The sequence below is a fragment of the Candidatus Palauibacter australiensis genome (assembly GCA_026705295.1).
GTDB classification, from domain to species: domain Bacteria; phylum Gemmatimonadota; class Gemmatimonadetes; order Palauibacterales; family Palauibacteraceae; genus Palauibacter; species Palauibacter australiensis.
On the sequence record JAPPBA010000054.1, the window covers coordinates 1 to 2,485 of the forward strand.

The following is a 2,485-nucleotide window of genomic DNA, read 5'->3' on the forward strand; positions in this document are numbered from 1 at the left end:
GGGAGGTCCTGCGCCGCGCGGTGCGCGAGGCGCTCGTGCTCTCGAAGCTCGAGGAGCGCCGCCTGCGCGAGGCCGGGGCCTATCAATCTAACACACTTGAGTCCGTCTCATCTTCCCCTTCGAATTCGCTTCCGTCCCAGTCCTGCATGGCCCGAATGGCGATGACGGCATGAGACAGGAACCTGACCCCTTCCCAGAGCTTCTGAGTGCCAGGCAGAGGCTGGCGTTTCGATGGGTGGAAGCCGGCCAGCCCGCCGGTGAGCACGACGAAGCCCGCGATGGTCATTTCCGGCGGCCCTCTGGGGACCTTGAACCCGTGATGGGCGGCGAGAGCGCAAAGCGCCGTGACGTCTTCCCGGGTCACGTGCCGTTCGGCCGGATCGTCCGGCCTTTCGCGGGCCAGGAGCGAGAGATCCCAGACCCGGAACGCGGTGATCGCGTCGAAGGCGAGGCACTTCTTCAGGTCGTCGGCCTCGTCGAGGCGGCGGTCCTCGACGCGGGTGCCGACCTTCAGCGCGTGGAAGAAGCGCTCGATCCGCCAGCGCAGCTCGTACCAGCGCAGGACCGTGCGGGCGGTCTCGAGACCGGCCTCGCCCTCCGTGGTGAGCAGCATCCAGTGCAGCGGCCCGTCCTTCTTCTTGCCTTTCGCCGTCTTCAGGCGCTGGGGCGGGTCCTCCTCAAGGGCGGAGACGGCGATCATGCGGACGGGCGCCTCGCCCTTCCGGTCCTTCGGGGGAAGCAGGTCCACGGGCGTGCAGCGCAGCGTCAGCCGCGCCGTGCGGCCCTTCCTGCGGTTCGGGCCGCCGCAGGCGGGAACCTCGATCTTCCGCGCCCCGACCGGGTCCGTCCCGAGCACGTGCTCCCAGAGATCCTCGTCGCCGCCCGAGGCCGGCGCCACCCGGCGCTTCGAGCCCCGGCTCGCCCGGACCAGCAGCGCCGCCCCGGTCTCCTCCGCGCGCGAGATCAGTTCCCAGAAGTCGCCCTCGCGGTCGCAGACCGTCACCACCCGGGTGTCCGGGCAGGCGCGCGCGAGCTCCTGCGCCCGGTCCAGACCGTCCGTCCAGCGGACGCTGTCCTTGCCCTCCGCCTTGCGGAAGTCCGCGTCCGCCTCGAACATCCCGAGCGGCCGCCCGACCGCGTTCACCGCAACGCCGACATGGGCCAGGATGCCCGAGGTCCCCTTGCCGCCGCCGCCGAGATCGTCGAGGCCCGAGGTTCCCGAAAGCCCGTCGTAGTTGAGCGTCGTCGTGTCCTGGACGGCCAGCACGAGCCGCTCGGCCCGGCACCGCTCCACCGTCTGCTCGAAGTGCGACTCCAGTATGTGCTCCATCCTCACCCCGTCGTTCGACAGCAGCCGGTATGCCGCCGCCTGTTCCGCCCGCCCCGGGAAGATCGCCGGCAGGTGCTCGCCGAGGCGACGGGTCCAGGCCGCGCCCATCTCCGCGATCCGGCTCCTGACCCGGCCGTCGGGATGCGGGCTCCGGCCGTACTCCCGCTCGGCCCATCCGCCCTCGTCATACATCGATCCGGACCAGCCGAGAACCCGTTCCGGCCCGCGCCGCAGGACCTCCCGCCAGCCCGCCGCGAGCGGCCTGAGCCAGACCGCGCGGCGCACGCCCGAACGCCGCCCCGAAGTCAGCTCCGGGCAGCATTTCCATCCCGCCGCCCGGTAGCTCAGGCCGGACATCTCCGGCCCCGTGAAGGTCTGCGCCAGGACAGGGCGCTCGCCGTAGGCCCCCGCCCAGTCCTCGGCGACGCGCGCCGTCGCCAGGCGGAGGGCCCGGGAGGCGAGGCCCTTCACCCGGACGCCGCCGAGCAGGAGGAACCGGTTGTTGCACACGACCTTGCCGACGTTGGCCACGCGGGCGTCGGCCGACCAGCCGATGACGCCGTCGCGCGGCCCGAGCTGGATCCCGGCCGCCGTGAAGCCGATGCCGCCCAGCACCCCGTGCCGCTCCGAACGGATCCAGTACCGGAGCTGGCCGCCCGGCGGGCGCCGCCATCCCTCGGGATGATGGGTCTCGATCATCGCCTCCCAGCGGCGGCGGTCCGCCGCGTCCGTCACCAGGTCGAGCGACAGGACGCCGAGATCCCGAAGCGTGCACGCGACGGAAATGCCGGGAAAGTCCGGCGGAGGGCGGATGTGCGGCTCGAGCGCCGTCGCCTCCGCCTCCGGCAGGCGCACGCCCAGCGCCTCCGCGAGCTTCGGCAGGAGCTTGCGCGCCGACGCGAAGCACAGCCGGCCGAATTCGTTGACCCAGCTCTCACGCTCGCAGAGCTCGCGGGCAAGCGCGGTACGCGTCAGTTCACCGCCCTTGCAGGCCGTGTCGAACCATTCCACCGTCTCCGCCGAGACCTGACGCATGCCGATCTGCATGGCTGAGCGAATCGCATGGAAACGACACCGGAGTCAAGTGTGTGTCGTTGATAGGCCCGCGACCGCCGCCGGCATCTCATGGTCGTCAACTCGCGGTTCCTGGTGTTT

Annotated in this window: 1 protein-coding gene; it reads right to left on the reverse strand. The window is 71.4% G+C overall.

The genetic code is table 11. The features are described 5' to 3' along the window. Positions 1-82 precede the first annotated feature (82 nt). Positions 83-2,377 (reverse strand): IS4 family transposase, encoded by a 2,295-nt coding sequence (locus OXN85_03870; protein ID MCY3599100.1) that lies wholly within the window; start codon positions 2,375-2,377, stop codon positions 83-85. Positions 2,378-2,485 lie beyond the last annotated feature (108 nt).